The 20,781-nt window shown below is 70.1% G+C and carries 20 protein-coding genes; 9 read left to right on the forward strand and 11 right to left on the reverse strand.

Annotation, left to right across the window (positions count from 1 at the left end; all coding sequences use genetic code 11):
• The first annotated feature begins 37 nt into the window (after nucleotides 1–37).
• From GUI43_RS00780 to GUI43_RS00790, 3 genes are all read left to right on the forward strand, one after another.
• Entirely contained in the window at nucleotides 38–610 is a 573-nt protein-coding gene (locus tag GUI43_RS00780; RefSeq protein ID WP_112697449.1) for a DM13 domain-containing protein, read from the forward strand.
• A 372-nt stretch (nucleotides 611–982) separates the two neighbouring features.
• Nucleotides 983–2,338: an RICIN domain-containing protein gene (locus GUI43_RS00785; protein ID WP_112697451.1), complete on the forward strand. Its 1,356-nt coding sequence runs from the start codon at nucleotides 983–985 to the stop codon at nucleotides 2,336–2,338.
• Nucleotides 2,339–2,406: 68 nt separating this feature from the next.
• Nucleotides 2,407–3,744 (forward strand): ricin-type beta-trefoil lectin domain protein, encoded by a 1,338-nt coding sequence (locus GUI43_RS00790; protein WP_425271065.1) that lies wholly within the window; start codon nucleotides 2,407–2,409, stop codon nucleotides 3,742–3,744.
• Nucleotides 3,745–3,822: 78 nt separating this feature from the next.
• Here GUI43_RS00790 and GUI43_RS00795 read toward each other — a convergent pair whose 3' ends face one another.
• The 6 genes from GUI43_RS00795 to GUI43_RS00825 form a co-directional block, all read right to left on the reverse strand.
• Entirely contained in the window at nucleotides 3,823–5,082 is a 1,260-nt protein-coding gene (locus tag GUI43_RS00795; protein WP_112697453.1) for a PP2C family protein-serine/threonine phosphatase, read from the reverse strand.
• A complete protein-coding gene (locus GUI43_RS00800) occupies nucleotides 5,079–5,909 on the reverse strand; it encodes an alpha/beta fold hydrolase (RefSeq protein WP_249037607.1) in 831 nt (276 codons plus the stop codon). The genes GUI43_RS00795 and GUI43_RS00800 overlap by 4 nt, the downstream gene beginning before the upstream one ends.
• Nucleotides 5,910–5,982: 73 nt before the next feature.
• Nucleotides 5,983–6,603 carry a glycosyltransferase family 9 protein gene (locus GUI43_RS00805; RefSeq protein ID WP_425271066.1) on the reverse strand — a complete coding sequence of 207 codons (621 nt, stop codon included), beginning with the start codon at nucleotides 6,601–6,603 and terminating at the stop codon, nucleotides 5,983–5,985.
• A gap of 285 nt (nucleotides 6,604–6,888) precedes the next feature.
• Nucleotides 6,889–7,563, reverse strand: coding sequence for a DUF6766 family protein (locus GUI43_RS00815; RefSeq protein WP_112583457.1), 675 nt, complete (start codon nucleotides 7,561–7,563; stop codon nucleotides 6,889–6,891).
• A gap of 84 nt (nucleotides 7,564–7,647) precedes the next feature.
• Nucleotides 7,648–8,052: a hypothetical protein gene (locus tag GUI43_RS00820; protein ID WP_112697457.1), complete on the reverse strand. Its 405-nt coding sequence runs from the start codon at nucleotides 8,050–8,052 to the stop codon at nucleotides 7,648–7,650.
• Nucleotides 8,053–8,096: 44 nt separating this feature from the next.
• Nucleotides 8,097–8,417 carry an STAS domain-containing protein gene (locus GUI43_RS00825; protein ID WP_167457565.1) on the reverse strand — a complete coding sequence of 107 codons (321 nt, stop codon included), beginning with the start codon at nucleotides 8,415–8,417 and terminating at the stop codon, nucleotides 8,097–8,099.
• A 351-nt stretch (nucleotides 8,418–8,768) separates the two neighbouring features.
• On the opposite strand from GUI43_RS00825, the gene GUI43_RS00830 reads away from it, so the two are divergent.
• The 6 genes from GUI43_RS00830 to GUI43_RS00855 all read left to right on the forward strand — a co-directional run bounded on the left by GUI43_RS00830 (nucleotide 8,769) and on the right by GUI43_RS00855 (nucleotide 16,064).
• Nucleotides 8,769–10,562 (forward strand): thiamine pyrophosphate-requiring protein, encoded by a 1,794-nt coding sequence (locus GUI43_RS00830; protein WP_211326622.1) that lies wholly within the window; start codon nucleotides 8,769–8,771, stop codon nucleotides 10,560–10,562.
• Nucleotides 10,563–10,644: 82 nt separating this feature from the next.
• The gene (locus GUI43_RS00835; RefSeq protein ID WP_112697463.1) at nucleotides 10,645–11,202 is read left to right on the forward strand and encodes an HPP family protein; all 558 of its coding nucleotides are present in this window, start codon (nucleotides 10,645–10,647) and stop codon (nucleotides 11,200–11,202) included.
• Nucleotides 11,171–13,606, forward strand: coding sequence for a molybdopterin oxidoreductase family protein (locus GUI43_RS00840; RefSeq protein WP_112697465.1), 2,436 nt, complete (start codon nucleotides 11,171–11,173; stop codon nucleotides 13,604–13,606). The genes GUI43_RS00835 and GUI43_RS00840 overlap by 32 nt, the downstream gene beginning before the upstream one ends.
• Nucleotides 13,607–13,609: 3 nt before the next feature.
• Nucleotides 13,610–14,068, forward strand: coding sequence for a hypothetical protein (locus GUI43_RS00845; RefSeq protein WP_112588631.1), 459 nt, complete (start codon nucleotides 13,610–13,612; stop codon nucleotides 14,066–14,068).
• 123 nt (nucleotides 14,069–14,191) lie between these two features.
• Nucleotides 14,192–14,599: a four-helix bundle copper-binding protein gene (locus GUI43_RS00850; RefSeq protein WP_112588629.1), complete on the forward strand. Its 408-nt coding sequence runs from the start codon at nucleotides 14,192–14,194 to the stop codon at nucleotides 14,597–14,599.
• 166 nt (nucleotides 14,600–14,765) lie between these two features.
• Nucleotides 14,766–16,064, forward strand: coding sequence for an NAD(P)/FAD-dependent oxidoreductase (locus GUI43_RS00855; RefSeq protein WP_112697467.1), 1,299 nt, complete (start codon nucleotides 14,766–14,768; stop codon nucleotides 16,062–16,064).
• Between the two features lie 124 nt (nucleotides 16,065–16,188).
• On the opposite strand, the gene GUI43_RS00860 is transcribed toward GUI43_RS00855, so the two are convergent.
• The 5 genes from GUI43_RS00860 to GUI43_RS00885 form a co-directional block, all read right to left on the reverse strand.
• A complete protein-coding gene (locus GUI43_RS00860; protein ID WP_112697469.1) occupies nucleotides 16,189–16,425 on the reverse strand; it encodes a hypothetical protein in 237 nt (78 codons plus the stop codon).
• Between the two features lie 339 nt (nucleotides 16,426–16,764).
• Nucleotides 16,765–17,610, reverse strand: a complete 846-nt coding sequence (locus GUI43_RS00870; protein WP_346265185.1) for an ANTAR domain-containing protein — start codon at nucleotides 17,608–17,610, stop codon at nucleotides 16,765–16,767.
• Nucleotides 17,611–17,848: 238 nt separating this feature from the next.
• Nucleotides 17,849–18,232: a VOC family protein gene (locus GUI43_RS00875; RefSeq protein ID WP_112697473.1), complete on the reverse strand. Its 384-nt coding sequence runs from the start codon at nucleotides 18,230–18,232 to the stop codon at nucleotides 17,849–17,851.
• Between the two features lie 110 nt (nucleotides 18,233–18,342).
• Nucleotides 18,343–19,989 (reverse strand): thiamine pyrophosphate-binding protein, encoded by a 1,647-nt coding sequence (locus tag GUI43_RS00880; RefSeq protein ID WP_112697475.1) that lies wholly within the window; start codon nucleotides 19,987–19,989, stop codon nucleotides 18,343–18,345.
• Nucleotides 19,990–20,001: 12 nt separating this feature from the next.
• Nucleotides 20,002–20,763, reverse strand: a complete 762-nt coding sequence (locus GUI43_RS00885; RefSeq protein ID WP_112697660.1) for a cyclase family protein — start codon at nucleotides 20,761–20,763, stop codon at nucleotides 20,002–20,004.
• Nucleotides 20,764–20,781 lie beyond the last annotated feature (18 nt).

Consider the following 20,781-nt stretch of genomic DNA (forward strand, 5'->3'; position numbering starts at 1 on the left):
GCGGCTACGGCCGTACGCTGCGGGGGTGGGAAAACGGATGTTCCGGTCGCCGGTGGTCCGAGCCGGGCTCGCCGTCGCTGTCGTCGTGGCGATGCTGGCCCTCTACTGGTTCCAGCCGTGGAAGCTGTTCACCGACACCTACGTCGACGAGGCGATTCCCCGCGTAGGGACGACCTCGGCCGCCCCGATCGAGGCGTCCGCGACCCCGGGATCCTCGACACCGGCGCCCGCGACCTCGGCAGCCGCCCCAGCGGCGAACAAGATCCTGACCACCGGCGAGTTCGTCACCCATGAGCACCGGACGACCGGCAGTGCCGAGATTCACCGGCTCGCCGACGGGCGCCACCAGCTCGTCATCCGCGACCTGAACACGTCGAACGGCCCGGACCTGCGGGTGTGGCTGACCGACCAACCGGTCATCCGGGGCACGCCCGGCTGGCGGGTGTTCGACGACGGCAAATGGGTCGAGCTGGCGAAGCTCAAGGGCAACAAGGGCAACCAGGTGTACGAGCTACCGGCGTCGGTGGAGCCAGGCGACTTCCGCAGCGTCTCCATCTGGTGCAAGCGGTTCGCGGTCTCCTTCGGCGCGGCAGAACTCACGAGCGCCTGACCGGCCTGCCCGGTCGCAACCTGCCGGACACGGCATTGACATCTTTCACTGCGCGATCTAGCGTCGAAGCGAATCGGTTCGACACCGAGCCAGGTGCTCCGGCACCGTCGGGCGAACGGTCACGTGGTGTTCGGGCGCACGGTGTGGCCGCCATCGATTCGACGATCGACTGGTCCTGCGTGGGCGGCGAGACCAGTGGCGGAAACCTGTGTCGATGAGCCGGCCGGGCGCCGTCGGCACATCGCGTCTTCTGGGGTTCGTCCGCGGCGAACGTGGTCGACGGGGGTGACCCGCAGCGGCGCGTCGTGGCGGCGTGCGGGTTGCCGTGGACCCCCTTTCAACCAGTTCGTGCCGAGTGGCGGGAGCCCCTTCATGACAAGACGTAGACCCATCCTTGGACTGCTTGCGACGGCGGCGGCCGTCGTCCTGACAGTGAGCGCGGGGGCACTGGCCGGTGGTTCGATCACCACCGCGTCGGCCGCGAACATCGGAGCGGCCGCAGCGACCGCCGGGTGCGGCAAGGCACCCACCTTGACCAGTGGCCAACGGTCCATCCAGAGCAGCGGCCAGAACCGCAGTTTCATCCTGAGGATTCCTGACAACTACGACAGGAACCATCCCTACCGGTTGATCTTCGGATTCCACTGGAACGGCGGCACCGCAAACGACGTCGACGGCGGTGGGTCCGACGGGGCGGCCTGGTCCTACTACGGGCTGCGGCAGCAGGCGAACAACAGCACCATTTTCGTCGCGCCCCAGGGCAACGGCAACGGCTGGGCCAACCCCGGCGGCCAGGACGTCACCTTCGTCGACGACATGATCAGGGTGATCGAGGCAGACCTCTGCGTCGAGACCACGCAACGCTTCGCGCTCGGCTTCAGCTACGGCGGCGGCATGAGCTACTCGCTGGCCTGTTCCCGGCCAAGCGTCTTCCGCGCTGTCGCTGTCTACTCCGGCGGGCAGCTCAGTGGATGCGGCGGCGGCACCCAGCCGGTCGCGTACATGGGGATCCATGGCATCGGCGATGCGGTGCTCAACGTCTCCGCCGGACGGTCCCTGCGCGACACGTTCGTGCGGAACAACGGGTGCACCGCACAGAGCCCACCCGAACCGAGGGCGGGCAGCCTGACCCACATCACCACCACCTACTCCGGCTGCCGGTCCGGCTATCCGGTGGTCTGGGCCGCCTTCGACGGCGGGCACACCCCGGGCCCGGTGGACGGCGGCGGGGACAGCGGAGCCAGGACCTGGACCAAGGGCGAGGTGTGGAGGTTCTTCACCCAGTTCGGTGGCAGCACCGACCCGACGACACCGCCACCGACCACCACCCCGCCACCGAGCGGCACGTCGGCCCTGCGCAGCACGTCCTCCGGACGGTGCCTCGACGTCAACGGCGCCTCGCAGACCAACGGCGCGGCGGCGATCATCTGGGACTGCCACGGTCAGAGCAACCAGAGCTGGACCTCGACCGCCGCCCAGGAACTGCGCGTCTTCGGCGGCAAGTGCCTCGACGTCAACGGCGCCGGCACCGCGAACGGCAGCTCGGTGATCATTTGGGACTGCAACGGCCAGTCCAACCAGAAGTGGCGGCTCAACACCGACGGCTCGATCACCGGAGTTGGTTCGGGCCGGTGCCTGGACATGGTCGGCAACGGCACCGCCAACGGCACGCGCGTCCAGATCTGGGACTGCACCGGCGCGGCCAACCAACGCTGGAGCCGGAGCTGAGCCCGGCGAGGTTCCCGGGACGGGGACCGGGCCAACGGATGTTCCACCACCCACAAGGAGGCTCAACCGTGCCACTTCGCAAACTCTCCGCCCCCTGGCTGGGGGCAGCCATGGCGGTGATGGTCCTGATCGCCGTCGCAACGTACGTCCTCACGACCGTCGCACCGGCGGCGGCGGCCACCACAGCCGGCTGCGGCAAGGCGCCCGGACTGAACAGCGGCACCCACACCATCCAGAGCAGCGGGAAGAGCCGCAGCTTCATCCTTCGGCTGCCGGACAACTACAACAACACCTACGCCCACCGGCTGGCCTTCGGGTTCCACTGGTTGGGCGGCACCGCCAGCCAGGTCGCGGGCGGCGGCTCCGACGGAGCCGCGTGGGCCTACTACGGCATGCAGTCGCAGGCGAACAACAGCACCATCTTCGTCGCCCCGCAGGGACTCAACAACGGCTGGGGCAACTCCAACGGCGAAGATGTCACCTTCACCGACGACATGATCCGCGTGATCGACAACGCTCTCTGCGTCGACACCACCCAACGTTTCTCGGTCGGGTTCAGCTACGGCGGCGCGATGAGCTACTCGTTGGCGTGTTCCCGGCCGACGGTGTTCCGTGCGGTCGCGGCAATTGCGGCCCCGGGAGCGATCAGCGGATGCAGCGGCGGCACCCAGCCCGTGGCGTACCTGGGGATCCACGGCATCAACGACAACATCCCCAGCGGACGGTCGCTGCGCGACAGGTTCGTCCGCAACAACGGATGCGCCGCACAGAGCCCGCCCGAGCCGAGGGCTGGCAGCCTGACCCACATCACCACCGCGTACTCCTGCCAGCCCGGATACCCGGTGCTCTGGGCCGCGTTCGACGGCGGCCACCAGCAGGGCCCGGTGGACGGGTGCGCCGGCTGTGAGAGCGGCGCACGGAGCTGGGTCAAGCAGGAGGTGTGGCGGTTCTTCACGCAGTTCGGGTCGGACGTCCCGCCCACCACTCCCCCGCCGACCACCCCGCCGCCAGGGCAGCAGAACGTCCTGATCGTGGGGAGCCCGTCCGGCCGGTGCATCGACATCCCCAACTCCAGCACCACCAACGGCACCCGCCCGCAGCTGTGGGACTGTCACGGTGGCACCAACCAGCGCTGGACCCACACCGCCAACCGCACCCTGACCGTCTACGGCAACAAGTGCCTGGACGCCAGCGGGGCGGGCAGCAGCAACGGCACGGCGGTCCTCATCTGGGACTGCAACGGCCAGGCCAACCAACAGTGGAACCTGAACTCCAACGGCACCATCACCGGCGCCCAATCGGGGCTGTGCCTCGACGCCGTCGCATCCGGCACGGCCAATGGGACGCAACTTCACCTCTGGGCCTGCCACGGCGGTGCCAACCAACAGTGGGCTAGGCGCGCCTAGTACCACACCAGGCAACGCGCCGCTCGGGTCGTTTCCCGGGCGGCGCGTGCGTCTGGCAGGGGGGCCACCACCGCGCGGTCAGTATCGGTGGGGTGGGGCGCCGATGGCCAGGACAGCGGTGTCGTCGGTGAGTCCGGTGCCGAAGGTATCGATCAAGTCGATGATGGCGGTGACGGCGGCGGCTGCGGGCGCGGGCGCGAGAGAGCGAGCAAATCGGGCGAGGGCTGCCGCTCCGTACCGGCCATCGGCGGTCTCACTGCCGACGGAACGTGCCTCGGTGAGTCCGTCGCTGTAGAGGAGCAACGTGTCGCCAGGGTTCACCACCACTGTGGTGTTGGTGTATTGGGCGTTCGGGAAGGCCCCCACGATGCGGCCCTTCGTGGGGTGGTAGTGGACCGAGCCATCGGCCCGCAGCAGCAGCGGCTCCGGGTGCCCACCGCTGGCGATGATCGCGGTGAAGCCGCCGACGGCCGTCGTGGAGGTGAGGATGCCGAACACGACGGTGCAGTAGCGGGCGTCCTCGCGGTACTCCTGCCAGAGCACTGTGTTGAGGTTGTGCAGCGCGGCAGCGGGGTCGGGGTTGTAGACCGTCGCGGCCCGCAACGTGTAGCGGGCCAGGGCGGTGACGGCAGCCGCTTCGACGCCCTTGCCGCTGACATCGCCCAGGAAGAACCCCCAGCGGCCGTCGACGAGGGGGAAGAGGTCGTAGAAGTCGCCGCCGACCTGGTCGGTGGAGGCCGCCCGGTAGTACGCGGCGCTGTCCAGCCCGGGCGGAGTCTGCAGCACGGCGGGGAGGAGACTGCGCTGGAGCTTGCCGACGAGATGCCGTAGCCGTTCGTCCTCGCGTTCTGCGGCCTTGCGGGCATCGAGGAGCTCTCGTTCGTAGGCACGGCGCATCTTGGCGTCGAAGATCGCCGTCCGGATGAGTTGGGGTTGCCCCTCGCTGCCGGCCTTGACGATCGACGTGACGAGGACCGGCATCCGGGAGCCGTCCCTGGTGCGAAGTTCGAGGGACACACCGCCGATCTCGCCCTGCATGGCCAGCATCGGCGCGAAGTGGGTCTCGTGGTAGATCCGCCCGCCGCCGGTGAGGAGATCGCTGAAGCGGCGCCGTCCGACGAGTTCCTCGCGGCGGTAGCCGAGCCAGGCCAGCAGGGTGCCGTTGATTTTGGCGATGGTGCCGTCCAGGAGGGTGGACAGGTACCCGCAGGGCGCGTTCTCGTACAGGTCTTCGAGGTTGTCTTCCAGCAGGGCAGGGAAGCCGGCCTCACTCGGCCGGGCACTCCTGTGATCGTCTGGACCTTGGCCGTGAGGGTCATGCCCCGCAGCGGCGGTCATCGGTAGGCGGCCCTGACAAACGACGTGATCGCTGCGGCCGTGGCCTCCGGCGCGCTCAACTGCGGGCAATGCCCGGTCGCGTCCAAGGTGACGAGCCGACTTCCGGCGATCTGTGCATGCACGAACGCGCCGACTTCGGGCGGCGCGATGGCGTCCTGAGCACATTGCAGGATCAACGTGGGAACACTCACCGCGGCGAGATCCGCCCGGTTGTCGGACAGGAACGTCGCACGGGCGAACACCTGCGCCATCGCGGGATTCGTCCGGCAGAAGCTCGCCGTCAGCTCTTCACCCAACTCCGGGCGCTCCGGGTTGCCCATGATCAGAGGTGCCATGCTCGACGACCAGCCGAGGTAGTTGCTCTCAAGTGAACCGAGCAGGTCGTCGATGTCGTCGCGAGTGAAACCGCCTCGGTAAGTCTCGTCATCGATGTAGCACGGTGAGGGGGTGACCAGGACGAGCGCGGAGAAGCGGTCCGGCTCCCGGTTCGCCGCGAGGACCCCGATGCTCGAACTGACCGAATGCCCCACGAAGATCGGCTGCTGGAGGTCGAGGTCCTGGCAGATACTCAGCACGTCGTCGGCGTAGCCGTCCAGGGAGGCGTACCGGTCAGCGTCCCAGGCCGCCGGGTCAGCCTGGCCTGATCCGACGTGATCAAACAACACCAGCTGGGCCCATTGTCCGATTTCGGCGGCCACATGGCGCCACATCTGCTGATCGCAGCCGAAGCCGTGCGCGAGCACAAGGGTAGGACCGCCCTCACGACCGGTCACCACCACGTTGTTGCGATTCCGCACAAGCATTCGCCTATCTTCCATCACCCGCATCCCCGTACCAAATGTTGGTTCACCTGGGCGAACGTCGTCGCACGAACGACCCCGCAGGCCCGTTGGCCGATGATCACCAGGATCGGCAGGAGAACCTTTCCCTGGTGGTGATGGCCGGTGCCGCGGCGGGCAGATCGTGTCCTGTCCGTTCGACCTCCTCCGCGGCCTCCAGGACCTGTGCCACACCAGGTGCCGCCAACGCCGGGTGGGTCTCGGCCACCGCGCGGCCCGAGGGGACGGGCCCGGCCCAGAGCGCGCGGTGCCAGGGGCGGTTGACCGGTGGCCCCCACAACGCCGGTGACACCGGCCCGAAGAGCAGGACCGATGGCGTGGCGTAGGCGGTCGCGAGGTGACCGATGCCGGTGTCGCCAGCGACCACCAGCCGACCGTGGGCGACCAGGGCGGCCACCTCCCCCACCCCGGTCCGTCCGGCGAGCACCGCCGAACCGGGCAGACCGGCCCGGGCCGCGACCTCGGCGGCGAGGACACCCTCGCCACTCGACCCGGTGACCACCACCCGATGTCCCCGGCAAGTCAGTTCCCGGGCCACGGCGGCGAACCGGTCGACCGGCCAGCGCCGCTGCGCGGCCTTCGCGCCCGGGTGCACGATGGTCACCCCGGTCGGCAGGTTCTGCGGGGGTGGTCGGCGCAGCGCGAGATCGTCCGGGTCGGCCACGATGCCGTACCAGGCCAACAGCCGGCACCACCGGTGGACCTCGTGCTCGAGGGCACCGGACGCTTGCCGTGCTTACGCCGGCTGAACCGCTCCTCCTCCGCGGCGGCCACCACCTGACCGTCGATGACCAGGGCGGCCGCTGGGTCATGGAAGACAGCGTTTATCCCGAGGACGCGCATAGACCGGCCTCTACCCCGCCGCGACGCGGTAAACCCAGAGATCAGCAACTTCCCAAAAGTGCTGATTGTCCACTTAGCTCGGGCTGGCCGGACAGGCGCTGATCGTCCACGCGGTTTCCCTGGTTCAGCCCTCGACCCCGGTCGCGGAGTGGGCCGCGCCGACCGGTTTCGACTGCGACGATCCGCGCTGCCGCAAATAGATCGACAGAACCACCATCGACGTGACGGCCAGCAGTTCCGACTGCCAGTTCTGCAGGGTGCGATTCCAGAAGTCCGGTTGGAGCAGGTACTGCCCCCACGACACCGGATCCTGGAGGTTGCCGAGCTGCTCCTCGTTGTACGCGGCGACCCCGGCGATCGACTGCGCCAGCCACGACAGCGCGAAGATCGCACCCATGACCAGGCCCAGCGAGTGGGAGAAGAGCGCCTGCCGCGCCCCACCGACGCGGGCCCACGCCGGCGAGGTGTCGGTGGCGTGGGCGCCGACCATCTGGTCCTCATCCGATTCACGGCCGGGCTTGTCGAGTTTCTTGGACTCCGGCGAGCCCTTCTGCAGCAGCCAGACGGTCAGGAAGATGTACAGGAAGAACTGCAGATACTCCGACTGCCAGTTCTCCGTGACGTCCACGGCGAAACTCGCCGACGTGACGTACCGGCCGAGCGACACCGGTGCCAGACCCTCGCTGAACTGTCGCTGGTTGAAGTCGGCGTGCCCGGCGAAGGCCTGACCGACCAGCGAGAGGAGGAACAGCAGGCCGAAGACCAGGCCGAGGGAGTTTTCGCGAAGAAACCTCCTCACCGGTGCAACACCCCCAGCGCACCGAAGTAGACCAGGCCAGCGGCGACCACGAGCAGCAGCAACACGAACTGGACCCGCATTGGCTCACCCTCCCTGGAGCACACAGTCGTAGGGCTTCTCACCCCGGGCGGTGCAACCGGCGGCGACCACGCGCCAGCCGCCGGGGAAGACGGCGAGGAAGACCGTGTCGCCGCTGAGCCGCACCTGCGCCCGCTGGCCGTACACCTCGCTGGCCGACACCCTGCCCGGTTGCGGGAGGTTTTCGGCCAGGATCGCCTCCGCGCACGGTTTGTCCGCAGACTGCTCGAGTTCACCGAGGGTGTCGGGTCCCAGCAGCGCGCAGGCCGCAGCCGCGTCCCTCTCGGCGGCGGCGGTCAGCATCCGCACGGCGACGGCGGCCGCCGCGTCGCCGCGGTCGGTCACCGAGCTGCAACCGGCCACGGTCACCAGAACCAGAGCCGCGCCCAACGCGGCGCCTGCACCCCTCATGTAGGGCCCACTCCCCCCGATCGCCGCCTCCCAGTCGAATGGGATCACCGACTCGCGTTGGCCACCGGGATATCCAGGTTTATCCCGGCGCTGGTCACCGCCAGCAGGTAGGTGACGCAGGGAGCGGCGGCGCGCAGGGCCAACGCGACCTCGGCAGACTCGGCCGCGCGCTGTGTTCGCAACAGGGCGCTGATGCCGTGGGCGCTGAAGAAGGTCACCCCGGAGAGATCGAGCACCAGACGTGCGGGTCGCCGGGTGATCACGTGTTCGGCCAGCTCACTGATGAGATGAGCGGTGCTCATGTCGACCTCGCCGGAAACGGCGATCAGTGGCGCATTCCGATCGTTGTGCAGGTCGAGCGTCATGATCGGTTTGGCGGGCTGGGTGTGCTGCCGAGTGGGCTGAGCGTCGTGCCGAGTGGGCTGAGCGTGCTGCCGAGTGGGTTGTTCGAGGATGGACATGACGCCTCCCGATCTGGTGCATCGGTGAGTCGGACCCTCCCGCGGCGACGAGGCGCGGGCGGCGGACCTGGGCGCATGTCTTGACCCGCGAACCACCCTACCCACGATTTTCGCCGCTGACACCACTCGCGCGGTGGCCGAGCCTCGATCCGGCAGTGCTGGCGAGAATCCCCGAAGAGGTGCCGCTCGTCCGGTTTGGTCCGCCGGCCCGGGGCAGGGCACATGCTGAAGGGCGGTCGAGGCGAGGAGGCGACGGTGGCGGACGCGACGGTGGCGGACCTGGTGGTGGCCCGGTTGGCCGACTGGGGCGTGGACCGGGTCTTCGGCTACTCCGGGGACGGTATCGATGGGGTGATGGGGGCCCTGCGTCGGGCCGGTCGGCCGGAGTTCGTGCAGGCCCGGCACGAGGAGACGGCGGCGTTCATGGCCTGCGGGCACGCCAAGTACACCGGCGGGCTGGGGGTGTGCCTGTCGACCCAGGGACCGGGCGCGGTGCATCTGCTCAACGGCCTCTACGACGCCCGGCTGGACTCCCAGCCGGTGCTCGCCCTGGTCGGTCAGCAGGTGACGTCCGTGCTGGGCAGCGGCTACCAGCAGGAGATCGACCTGGTACGCCTCTACGGCGATGTGTGCGCACAGTTCGTGCAGACCGCGTACACCCCGGAGCAGCTGCCGATGCTGCTCGACCGGGCGATCCGCACCGCCCTGGCGACCCGCAGCCCGACCTGTGTGATCCTGCCGCACGACGTGCAGACCGCCCCGGCCCCGGACCTCGGCGCACAGGAGCACGGGATCATGGTGACCAACCCCGGGTTGCCGGTGCCCGAGCTGCGGCCCCGCGCCGGTGATCTGCGGGCAGCCGCGGACCTGCTCGACGCCGGGGAGCGGGTGGCGATCCTGGTGGGGCAGGGTGCCCGAGCCGCCGCCGGCGAGGTGGTCGAGCTGGCCGAGGCCCTCGGCGCCGGCGTGACGGCGTCGCTGCTGGGCAAGCCGGTGCTGGACGAGTCGCTGCCGTTTCACACCGGCGTGATGGGTCACCTGGGCAGCACCGCCAGCAGCATGCTGATGAACGAGTGCGACACCCTGCTGATCGTCGGCAGCAACGATCCCTGGTCGGAGTTCTACCCGGCACCGGGGCAGGCCCGGGCGGTGCAGATCGACATCGACGGTCGACGCCTGGGGATGCGCTACCCCGTGGAGGTGCCGCTGCTCGGCGACGCCGCCGAGACCATCCGGGCGCTCCTGCCGCTGCTCACCGCGCGGTCCGACCGGAGCTGGCGTCAGCGCGTCGAGGGCGAGGTGACCCGCTGGCGAGACATCGCCCGACAGCGGGCGACGGCCACCGCCGAGCCGGTGAACCCGCAGTACGTCCTGCACGCCCTCACCGACCGGCTACCCGCAGACGCGCAGGTGGCGGTGGATGTCGGGTCGGTGACCTACTGGTACGCCCGGCACCTGCGGCTGCCCGTCGGAGTGGACGCGCACCTGTCCAGCACCCTGGCCTCGATGGGTTCGGCGCTGCCGTACGGGCTGGCCGCGAAGCTCGCCACCCCGCACCGACCAGTGGTGGCGCTGGCCGGGGACGGGGCGATGCAGATGAACGGGCTGGCCGAGTTGCTCACTGTGGCGCACCGCTGGCGGGACTGGGCGGACCCCCGGTTCGTGGTGCTGGTGCTGCACAACCGCGACCTGGCCGAGGTGAGCTGGGAGCAGCGGGAGATGGAGGGCGATCCCCGCTTCGTCGACTCCCAGCGCCTGCCCGACGCGCCGTACGCCCGGTGGGCCGAGTTGCTGGGTCTGCGCGGCGTTCGGGTCACCACCCCGACCGAGGTCGACACCGCCTGGGACGAGGCCCTGTCGGCGGACCGGCCGACGCTGATCGAAGCGATCGTGGACCCGGCGATCCCTCTGCTTCCGCCCGCGCAGCCCTACCAGAAGATCGCCACCATGTACGAGGCGCTCGGTCGGGAGAACACCGACCTGGGCCGGCGGGCGCTGGCGCATTTGCGCCGCGAACGGGCCACCGAAGCCTTCGACGATCCGCAGTGAGACCGGGCAGGCATGACGAACAAGATTCGGGAGAAGTATCCCTGAGCAGACGCGGAGCGGCACGAGCGACAGGGGGAACGTGATGGGCCGAGCGAGGCGCTCCGCGCACGCCTTCGCGGGCGGCGCGCTGGCGGTGGTGCTCGCTGGGCTGGTCGCCCTCGTCACGCATCAGCCGTGGCTGTTCCCCAGTCTGGGGCCGGCGGTGATGTTGCAACTGGAGAAGCCGGGATCGCCCGAGTCCTCTCCGCGCAACACGTTCATCGGGCACGGGGTGGCCATGCTGGCCGGGTACCTGTTCCTGGTGGCCTGCGGGCTTGCCGACGAACCCTCGGCGCTCCAGGAGGGGGTGACCGGGTTGAGGATCGTGGCGGTGGCCGGGTCGCTGGCGGTGACCGCATCGCTGTTGTTGTTGCTGAAGGCGTCGCACGCCCCGGCGGGTGCGACGACACTGATCGTGAGCCTGGGCCTGCTCCGTACCCCGACCCAGTTGCTCGTCGTGGCCGGCGCGGTGGTGCTGGTCACGGTCGTCGACTGGCTGTACGGACGGGTGTCGGGCCGACCGATGCCGCTGTGGGCGGCGCCCGCGCCGTCACCGGAAGGAGAACATCGTGGTGGACCGGATCGCCGACCCGTGGGGTGAGCGGACCCCGTACGGGCCGGGACAGCAGTGGCCGGTGCGGGTGGACCGGTACCTCGCCGACGGCCGGAGCGACGCCGACGTGGACCGGTGGGTGCAGTCGGCGTCGATACTGCACTCCAACGGCGACGCGCTGGACATCGCGGTCGCCGACGGGCGGATCGTCGGGGTGCGCGGGCGGGCCGTGGACCGGATCAACCGGGGTCGGGTCGACCCGAAGGACCTGTACGGCTGGCAGGCCAACCACAGCCCGGACCGGTTGACCCGACCACTGGTCCGCGACGGCGGCCGCCTGGTCGAGACGGACTGGGACACGGCGATGGGCCGGATCGTGGCCCGGTCGAAGGAACTCCTCGACGGGCCGGGTGGGTGGGGGCACTTCGGCTTCTACACCAGTGGGCAACTGTTCCTGGAGGAGTACTACACGCTCGGTGTGATCGGTAAGGCCGGTCTGGGCACGCCGCACATGGACGGCAACACCCGACTGTGCACGGCCACCGCGGCGGCGTCGATGAAGGCGAGCTTCGGCACCGACGGGCAGCCCGGCTCGTACACCGACGTGGACCACTGCGACGCGATCGCGCTGTGGGGTCACAACGTCGCCGAGACGCAGACGGTGCTGTGGATGCGGATGCTGGACCGACGCCGTGGCCCCAACCCCCCGGCGATGCTGGCGGTGGACCCGCGCGCCACCCCGGTCGCCCGGGAGGCCGATGTGCACCTGGCGGTGCGTAACGGCACGAACGTGGCCCTGATGAACGGCCTGCTCCGGGAGATCATCCGGCGCGGCTGGTACGACCACGACTACGTCGAGGCCCACACCCTGGGTTTCGACGAGCTGTGCCGGATCGTCGACGGCTACCCGCCGTCGCGGGTCGCTGACATCTGCGACGTGCCGGCCGTCGACGTGGAGCGCGCCGCCGAACTGCTCGGCACCTCGCAGCGGTTGCTGTCGACAGTGTTGCAGGGCTTCTACCAGTCGAACCAGGCCACCGCCGCCGCCTGCGCCGTCAACAACCTGCACCTGGTCCGCGGCATGATCGGCCGGCCCGGCGCCGGGATCTACCAGATGAACGGCCAGCCCACCGCCCAGAACAACCGGGAGACCGGCGCCGACGGCGACCTGCCCGGTCTGCGTAACTGGGACAACGAGCGGCACGTCGAGGAGCTGGCCCGGCTGTGGAACGTGGATGTGGACACCATTCCGCACTGGGCGCCGCCGACGCACGCCATGCAGATCTTCCGGTACGCCGAGCAGGGCTCGATCAAACTGCTCTGGATCTCCGCCACCAACCCGGCCGTCTCACTGCCGGAGCTGCACCGGATCCGGCAGATCCTGACCCGGCCGGAGCTGTTCGTGGTGGTCCAGGATCTCTTCCTCACCGAGACCGCTGAGCTGGCCGACGTCGTGCTGCCCGCCGCCACCTGGGGCGAGAAGACCGGCACGTTCACCAGCGTCGACCGGACCGTGCACATCTCCGACAAGGCCGTCGACCCGCCCGGGGAGGCCCGCCCGGACCTGGACATCTTCCTCGACTACGCCCGCCGGATGGACTTCCGCGACCGCGACGGCCAGCCGCTGATTGACTGGAGCGGGCCGGAGGAGGTGTTCGAGGCGTGGAAGGAGTGTTCGCGGGGCCGACCGTGCGACTACACCGGGATCACCTACGAGAAGCTGCGCGGCGGCTCCGGCATTCAGTGGCCCTGCACCGACGAGCATCCCGACGGCACGGAGCGCCTCTACACCGACGGACATTTCCACACCGAACCCGACTACTGCGAGACGTACGGTCATGACCTGGCCACCGGTGCGGAGTTCACCGAGGCGGAATACCGGGCCAAGGAACCGGACGGGCGGGCGTTCCTGCACACCGTCGACTACCAGCCCTCACCTGAGGTGCCCGACGACGAGCATCCGCTGCTCCTCACCACCGGCCGCACCGTCTACCAGTTCCACACCCGCACCAAGACCGGCCGCGCCCCACAACTCAACCAGGCGGCACCGGACGTGTGGGTCGAGTTGAACCCCGCCGACGCGGCCCGGTTCGGCATCGTCGAAGGCGATCTGGTGGGCATCTCCTCGGCCCGCGGCGCCATCCAGGCCCGCGCCCGGCTCTGCGGCATCCGCCCCGGGGTCGTCTTCCTGCCGTTCCACTACGGCTACTTCGACCAGGACCCCACCGACCGCACCCCGCGGGCGGCGAACGAGCTGACCATCACCGCCTGGGACCCGGTGTCCAAGCAGCCCCTCTTCAAGGTCGCCGCCGTGGCGGTGGCGAAACTCGCCGACGGGCGGGGCGTACCCTCGCCGGCACCGACCGTCGGCGGCAGCGCACCACCAGCGGACGCTGACGTGCCGCCCACCGTCGGTGGGCCGGCAGCCGAGGCCACCAGCGGGAAGGAGTGAGCCGTGCACCTCGCCCACTACCTGGGTCTCCTGCACCGTGCGCAGGTCAACCTGGCCGACGCGTTCCGGCAGGTCGCCGACGCGCACGCCGAGGAACCGGACATCGAGCACCTCTGCCAGCAGCAGGCGAAGCGCTGCGACGCACACGCTGAACAGCTGCACCCGTTCGTGGTCCGCTACTCCGAGGACGCTCCCGACGAACCCGACCGGCTGCACTCGCAACTGTTCACCGGCACCCGCACTGGCGGCATCGGCCTCCTGCGGGACCTCCAGGACCTCTACCTGATGGCCGCCGAGTGCGACATCACCTGGACGGTCGTCGGCCAGGCCGCCTACGGTGCCCGCGACAAAGAACTGCTCGCGGTCGTCCTGCGCTGCGAGGGAGAGACCGCGATCCAACTCAAGTGGCTGCGTACCCGGATGAAGGCCGCCGCGCCCCAGGCGCTCGTCGTCGCCGACTGACGGCGCCGACCGGGGCAGGCCGCGCTTCGGTCCGCTGGTCCGCCGGGTGGCCGCCGGCGTCCACCCGGTGTGTCCCGAGGCTCTTCGGGTAGGGCATCAGGAACCGAGAGAAAGGGATTCCTGATGCCGAGCATCACCATGGCAATGCTGGAGACGTACCCCAGATCGATCAACCTGGACCGCGCGAAACTGGCCGCGGCGATCGACGCGCTCAACGACTGTGCCCAGGCCTGCACCGCGTGCGCGGACGCCTGCCTGAGCGAGGACATGGTCACCGAGTTGACCAAGTGCATCCGCACGGACCTGGACTGCGCCGACATCTGCACCACCACCGCTCGGGTGCTGTCCCGACACACCGGCTACGACGCGAACATCAGCCGCAGTCTGCTGGAGGCGTGCGCGACAGCCTGCAAGTCGTGTGGGGACGAGTGCGCCGCTCACGCCGACAAGCACGAACACTGCCGGGTCTGCGCCGAGGCGTGTCGGGCGTGCGAGCGGGCCTGCCGGGACCTGCTGGCGACCATGAGCTGAGCAACAGGCAGGGGTGCCGGCAAGCGTCAGCCACCTTCCCGACGACAGGAGGCGCAAACGGCGCCAGCCGGCACCCGGTTCCAGGATTCGGACGTTTCCGCCTTCAGCATGGGGTTACCACCTGAACGAGACGAGGAACGACAGTCGACCGTTGAGGGGAACCGTCATGGCCCGACCCAGGATCGTCATCGTCGGCGCGGGATTCGCCGGCTTCCACGCCGCGCGCCGGCTGGCCCGCGTCTCGCGCGGCGCCGCCGACGTGGTGCTGGTCAACCCGACCGACTACTTCCTGTATCTGCCGCTGCTGCCCGAGGTCTCCGGTGGCGTGCTCGACCCGCGCCGGGTCACCGTGTCACTGGCCGACACCCTGCCCGGGGTGCAAGTGGTCCTCGGTGAGGTCGACGGAATCGACACCGACGGGCGGACCCTGTCCTACGTGGACCCGGAAGGGCGCACCAGCCGGTTGTCGTACCACCGCCTGGTCCTGGCCGCCGGCAGCGTCAACAAGCTGCTGCCGATCCCCGGAGTCGCCGACCACGCGCACGGCTTCCGCGGCATCCCGGAGGCGGTGTACCTGCGGGAGCGGCTGATCCAGCAGATCGAACTGGCCGACGCCACCGACGACCCGACCGAACGGGAGGCACGCTGCACCTTCGTCGTGGTCGGCGCCGGCTACACCGGCACCGAGGTCGCCGCCCAGGGGCAGCTGTTCACCGACGAGATCGTCCGCCACCACCCCCGGCTGGACGGGATCCGTCCACGCTGGTTGCTGCTGGACACCGCCGACCGGGTCCTGCCCGGCCTCGCCGCCCGGATGTCGCGGGCAGCCGAGCGGGTGCTGCGCGAGCGCGGGATCGAGGTGTGTCTGGGCACATCGGTGACCGAGGCCACCGCCGACGGAGTTCAGCTCTCCGACGGCCGGTTCCTGCCGTCCCGGACCCTGGTGTGGTGCGTCGGGGTACGGCCCGACCCGCTCGTCGAGGCCACCGGACTGCCGACGACCCGCGGGCGGGTCACCGTCGACGAGTACCTGACCGTGCCCGGCCACCCGGAGATCCTGGCCTGCGGCGACGCCGCCGCCGTACCCGACCCCGCCCGACCCGGTGAGATCACCCCGATGACCGCCCAGCATGCCGTGCGGCAGGGCCGGCTGGCCGCCGACAACATCGCCGCCTCGTACGGGGTCGGCCGACGCCGCCCGTACCGGCACCGTGACCTGGGTTTCGTGGTGGACCTCGGCGGGTGGCAGGCCACCGCGAACCCTCTGCACGTACCCCTGTCCGGGCTACCGGCCCGCGCCATGGCGCGCGGCTACCACCTGCTGTCCCTGCCCGCCAATCGCGCCCGCACCGCCGCCGACTGGCTCTTCGCCGCCGTCGGATCCCGGCCGAGCGTGCAACTCGGCCTGGTGCCCGACGCCGCCGTGCCCCTGGACACCGCCGCCCCGGAACTCGCCCGCCGCTGACCTGTCCCGGGGACCGGTGCGGGCAGTGAGCCGGTACCCACGGCGAGGGCTGCCGGTTGATCGGGAACGCGAGCCGCCCCGCCGCCGAGAGGCGGCGGGGCGGGCCAACCGGCGCCTCGTCGGGTCACTCGCCGCCAGCGGCTCTGTCACGGTCGGCTTCGGCATCCGCCGCGCCGGTCGGGGTGCCGTCGCCGTCGCGGGCCGCGTGGGACAGGTCCACGTCTGCACCGGCCCGGGCGGCGTCCGCCTTCGCGTCGTCAGCGCCGACGATCTCCCCGGCGGGGCCGGCGTCCGCGCCGTCGTCGTCGATCAGCCGTCCGGCGGCGGCCAGTCCGACCGGTACGTACCTGGGATCGGTCATCTCGTCCTCCTCGGGGGTTTTGCTCGCCCCCTACCGCTACCCCCAGGTGGTTTCCACACACCCCGGCCCGCTACTCCTCCGGGACGCGCGGCCCGACCTCTCCCCGCCTCAGGTGCTCCGCGTTGCGGTCGGCCTCACTGTCGGCGTTCGCGGCCCCGGAGCCGGGATCGGTCGTTCGGCGCCCCTCGGCGTCCTGATACACAGCGCCGGTCTCGAGGGCTCTTTCCTGCTGACTCTGCTCAGGCGTAGTCATGAATTCCCACCTACCCTCCGGCTCCAACAGCAAACGGTCCCGCCGGTGCTGCGGCGCGTTGGCCTGCCGAACGGTGGGCCGGTCTGCTACGGCTGTGGGCGGCGTGTGTTCTCGACCATCGCCGAGGCGACGTCGCGTACTTTGCGGTTGCTGTCCTGCGACATCTTGCTCAGGATGGCGAATGCCTGCTCGGGGGTGCAACGACGCTCACCCATGATGATGCCTTTGGCCTGTTCGATGACGGCGCGGTTCTCCATCGCCTTCTGCATGTGCCCGGCCAGGGTGGCCTGAGTTTCGTACAGGTGGGCGTTGGCCAGGCCGACGGCGGCGAACCCGGCGAACGTCTGAGCGATCGCGATCGCGTCGTCGTCGAAGGCGTCCGGTGTGGTGGCGTAGATGTTCAGCGCACCGGTGACGTGCTCGTGCACGGGCAACCCGACCGACAGGGAGCTGTGCGCACCGGCCTGGGCGGCGGTCTGGGCCCAGCCGGGCCACCGCTGCTCGGTGCCGGTGTCCGGCACGATCAGACTGGAGGTGCTCTCAGCGGCCTGCAGGCACGGACCGTAGCCACGTTCGTACTGCTTCTCGTCCAGGGCGCGGGCGAGCTCGCCGGTGAATGCGGCGGTCTGCGGCTTGTTGCCGTGCAGCAGGGTGACACTGACCTCACTGGCCCCGGGGATCGTGCGCTTGGCCAGTAGCGCGATCTTTTCCAGCAGGGCGTCGATGTCAACGTCGGCGAGTCGAATACGGCCGAGCTCGGCGAACGCCTCGTGCGGGTCCATGGGTTCGACGTGCGTCATCAAAGCGTCCTTAACGAGGGCGCGTATCACCACCAGGTGCCTGGGGTGGGGTGCGCGGATCGCTGCAGGACTCTCTTCAGGCGGAGTCCGGGATCCGCGCCGCTTCTTGACGCCGGTCTCGACGACGCCCATCGAAGGCGCCGTGCCACAGAATTTCAGCCTACCCGTACCGGAACGTCGGCTGCGATCCACGTCCCGCGGTGGCGGCGTGCCGCCCTCGCATCGCCAAGTAGCGGCCTGTCATCGAACAACCAACCGCACCGTCCACGAGGTCGCTCAAGCCATGGCGGAGCGCACCGCCGAAACCGCCGGACAGTAGTCGCTCAACCTCCTCTCCCTCGCAGCCTCGACATCGATCCTGATCGTGGCTTCAGGCGACGCAGAACTCGTTGCCCTCGGGGTCCTGCATGACGACGTGCCCGAGGACATCGCCGTACCACTCCTCGCGGACCACAGTCGCGCCGGCGGCAACCAGTTCGGGCACCTTCTGCCGGATCAACCGGGCGCGCTCGGTCATGTCCCCGGAGCCGGGACCGGCCACCCGGATGTCGATGTGCATCCGGTTCTTGGCGGACTTTCCCTCGGGAACCTTGAGGAAGCTGATGGCAGGACCCCGACCGTCCGGATCAACTATGGACGCGTTGTCGGGCTCGTCGAAACCGGGCTCCTTGACATAGCCGAGGGCCAACGCCCAGAAAGCAGCGATCTGCTGGGGATCGTCGGCATCGCATCCCAGGGTCCAATGAGTGGCCACCGCGCCAACCTACGTCAGCTGTGACACCCTGTCACCGCCCTGATCGGGCGTCGCCCGGCTGACACCCGGGAGCGCGGGAGGCTGGCCCTGCCAATACCTACGGCGGTGGCCTAGTGGCCACGGAACGCCTCCTCCAACCACCAGGAGCCGCGCGCGGCGCTGACCTTGGCGTCGATCACCAGCGGGCGGGTACGGGGACCGGCGAGCCAGTGGCGTACCGGTGCGAGATCGTCGACGGTCCGGACGGTCAATCCGTCACAGCCGTAACCTCTGGCGATCGCGGCCAGGTCGGTCTCGGGGAAGGTGACCGTCTCCAACGGGTGCCCGTCCGGGCCGAAGTGGTGCACCTCGGCGCCGTACGCCGCGTCGTCGTAGATCACCACGAGCAGGGGTAGCGCCAGCCGGACGGCGGTGACCAGTTCGGTCGCGGACATGACGAAGCCACCGTCGCCCAACGCGGCGACGGTGAGCCGGTCCGGGCGGGCGACCGCCGCGCCGAGCGCACTGGCCAGACCGAGCCCGACCGACTGGAACGCCTGGGTGAAACAGAATCCAGCCACGTCCGGCACGTCTAGCCACATCGACGGGTAGCCCATAAAGTTGCCCGAGTCGACCACCACCGTCCGGTCGGCCGGCAGCAGGTCGTCAAGGGCGGTCGAGAGCGTCCTCGGGTCGATCGTCGCCGGGGCACCGCCGCCCTCATCCTGGTACGGAACAGTCCGCCACCGGCCGTGGTCGCGGATCCGTTGTGCCAGCTCCGGCGTACGCCACCCGCCGGTGGTGGCGTCCCCAGGCCCGGTGGAGCCGACGCTGAGCCGGGCGAGCAGCGCCTCGGCGACCGTCGTCACCTCGCCGGCCACCGTCAGGTCGACCGGGCGGTTCACTCCGAACGCCGCCGGGTCGTGGTCGATCTGCACGACCACGGCGGAGGGCGGGATCAGTTCGCCGTGCCGGGTGGTCCACATGTTCAACGTGCTGCCCCACGCGACGACCAGATCAGCCGTGCCGATCAGCTCGGCGGTGAGCGGGGTGGCGAAGCCACCGGCCACGTCGAGGTTCCACGGGTTCCCCGCGAACAGTCCCTTCGCCGCGGCGGAGACCGCGAGCAGCGCGCCGCAGGCGTCGGCGAGCCGGGTCAGCGGTTCCCGGGCCGCCCGGGCGCCCCGACCGGCGATGAAGACCGGTCGACGGGCGGCCTGGAGCGCGGCCAGCAACGGCTCGACCTGCGGGGCGATGACCGGGGTCGGCGCGACCGCCGGGACCGGGCCGAACCACGCTCCGGTCACCGCTTGCTGCACCTCCAACGGGAGGCCCAGCACCACCGTCGCGCCCCGGGCGGCGGCCCGGTACGCCGCGCCCGTGTCCTCGGCCGCGTGCGTCGCGCGTACCCGGTGGAAGTCGGCCCCGACCGCGGCGGCGAGTGCCGGCAGGTCGATGAAGAAGTTCGACCGCGGCGCTGTCGCCTCCGGAGCCAGGACAACCATGGGGGTACGGCTCTTCGCGGCCTCGGTGAGGCCGGTCAGCGCGTTGGTGACGCCTGGACCCTGGTGCACCGAGAGCAGTCCCACCGTCCCGGCGGTGCGGGCGTACCCGTCGGCCATGCTCGCCGCGCCGCCCTCGTGGGCCGCCGCCACGAACCGGGCGCCGGCCGCGACGAGCGCGTTCGTGACATGGAAGTTGCCGCTGCCGACCACCCCGAAGACGTGCCGCGCGCCGTGTCCGTACAGGACCCGCCCGACCACCTCGGCTACCCGCATCGGTGGCCCGGCCTACCGTTCGACAAGCGCGAGGACCCGGCACGGGCTGCCGGACCCGGAGACGATGGGCAGCGGCCCGGCGATCACCACCGCGCCGGTCGCCGGCAACTGCGCCAGGTTACGCAGCTGGGTCAGGCCGTACTTGTCCTGGCCGAGCAGGAACGAGTGGCACGGGAACGGCGGGTCGAACGAGTGCGCGGCCCCCGCGTCGGTCCCGACCGTCTCCACCCCGACGCCCTGGATCGGCGACTCCTCGGCCAGCCAGCGGGCGCACTCCACGGAGATGCCCGGGGTACGCCCGGCGTTGGCGTACCGCTCCGGGTCGTCGCCGTACGCGTCCCAACCGGTGCGGTAGAGCAGCCAGCCACCGGTGGGCAGGGCGCCATGTTCCGCCTCCCATGCTTTGACGTGCTCGACCTCCAGCAGGAAGTCCGGGTTGTCGGCGGCGTCGGCGGCGTGGTCGATCACCACTGCCGGGGCGATCAACTGGCTCACCGGGACCTGCGACACGTCGGCACCCTGTTGACCGGTGACCCAGTGCACCGGGGCGTCGAAGTGGGTGCCGGTGTGCTCGCCGGTGGAGAAGTTGTTCCAGTACCAAGCTGGACCCCGGTCGTCGTACCGGCTGATCTCGCTGAGCTGGAACGGCCAGGTCTGGCCGAACTGCTCGGGCAGACCCAGGATCGGGGTCTGGTCCGAGAGCGGAGCGGTGAGGTCGACAACCTGGATCCGGCCGCTGGAAAGAGCGGCGACAAACTCCTGCAGCACCGTCATGCGGCGACGGTACACCCG

The organism is Micromonospora noduli (assembly GCF_003264365.1).
Lineage (GTDB): Bacteria > Actinomycetota > Actinomycetes > Mycobacteriales > Micromonosporaceae > Micromonospora > Micromonospora noduli.